Origin of the sequence: Rothia sp. HMSC071F11 (genome assembly GCF_001809115.1) — a bacterium.
GTDB classification, from domain to species: domain Bacteria; phylum Actinomycetota; class Actinomycetes; order Actinomycetales; family Micrococcaceae; genus Rothia; species Rothia dentocariosa.
This window is the reverse complement of the sequence record NZ_KV795763.1, coordinates 267,052-268,605: the sequence shown is the minus strand read 5'-3', so window position 1 is coordinate 268,605 and position 1,554 is coordinate 267,052. Positions and strand designations below refer to the sequence as shown.

1 protein-coding gene is annotated in these 1,554 nt (G+C 57.5%); it reads right to left on the bottom strand.

The features are described from left to right. On the bottom strand, window positions 1-1,406 hold a 1,406-nt coding region (locus HMPREF2554_RS09095), incomplete at its 3' end, for a M13 family metallopeptidase (RefSeq protein ID WP_070554925.1). Window positions 1,407-1,554 lie beyond the last annotated feature (148 nt).

Genomic DNA, 1,554 nt, shown 5'->3' with positions numbered 1-1,554 from the left:
GGCGGGCGCAGAATAGCCGCGGGGAACACAATCTCGTTAGCGGGCGGCATATAGTAGGCGTTCACAGTCTGCGGAGACATCAGCCACTCGTTCTTATCAACCGGGTCGCCAGCGCGATCGATCATGAAATCGCTGTTAAAGGCGGCGGTGCGGCGCAGGTTCTCGAACAGGTCACCGGGCACCAGGGTCAGTTTCGAGTAGTCGCGCCACTCATCCGGGTAGCCGATCTTCGTGACAAACTTCGAAAGCTTTTCCAGCGCCTTCTCGCGGGTGGCCTCGGTCATCCAATCCAGGTTCGTGATGGAGCGGCGGTATGCTTCCAGCAGGTTATTGACCAGCTTGAGCATTTTCTCCTTATGCTCCGGCGGGAAATGCACCGCCACATATTCCTTGCCAAGCTCCTGATCGAGTGCGTTCTCCACAGCCGCAACGCCACGTTTCCAGCGTTCGCGCAGCTCTTCGGTGCCTGAGAGGGTGCGACCGTAGAAATTGAAGTTTTCCTGCACGAATGCATCCGGCAGGTAGGGTGCGCGGGAACGGATAGCGCACCACAGGGCCCAGAGTTTCCAGGTCATCAGCGGGGTGGACTGCCACATGCTCGCCACGCCCTCTAGGAAAGAAGGCTGAGAAACAATGACCGTGCCCAGCTCTTTGGGGTCTGCCCCCAGCGCAAGAAGCCACTGCTGGAGCGGGAAACCGGGGAACTTCTCGTCAAGTTCGGGGGCTTTGACGGGGTTGTATTTCGCCTCTGCATCACGGTTTTTCACGACATCCCAGTGATGCGCGGCGATCTCGGTCTCGTGCGAGAAAATGAGCTGTGCCGCCTCCATAGGGGTCAAGTTGAAGCTCTCGGCAAGGCCGGTCAGCTCGAACATGGTGGCGATATGCTCGATATACGCGGCGCATACCTGCTCGTACTTCTCTTCGCGGTAGTATGCCTCATCGGGCAGACCCAACCCGGCCTGGGTGAGGTAAAAGACGTAATGTTCGGGGTCTTTCTGATCGATACTGGTGTACCACCCGAGAAGCTGCGCCAGCCCAGCCCGTGAGAGGAGCGCTAGAGTGACGGCGAGCTGCTCGCTCGTGGCGGCGTTGAGAATCGGGGCAACCTCGCGCATAAGCGGTTCCAACCCGTCGGACTCGATCTTTTCGGTATCCATAAAAGAGTTGTAGAGCGCGCCGATGCGGGATTCAGGCTGTTCCTTAGCGATACGCTCAACAATCTCACGCACATGCTTTTCGGCATCATCGCGTAGGGTGTACAGCCCGCCGTCTTTGGAACGGTCGGCGGGAATTTCATAGGTATCGAGCCAGCGGCCGTTCACGTGGCGGAAGAAATCATCGCCCGGTTTAACCGCATTATCGACCCATTCGGTCGTAATTCCAGAGTTCTTTGCATTATCCATGACCCCATTCTAGGGGCTTTATGGCGCGAGAACCTTGAAGATAACACCTCTTCGGCATATTCCCTCAGAGGCGTAATTCGGTGAACGTTGGCACCCTTTGCCCCTTAAAGGCAGCCGCGAGCAGGTAGGATTTTGCCGACAAGGTAGG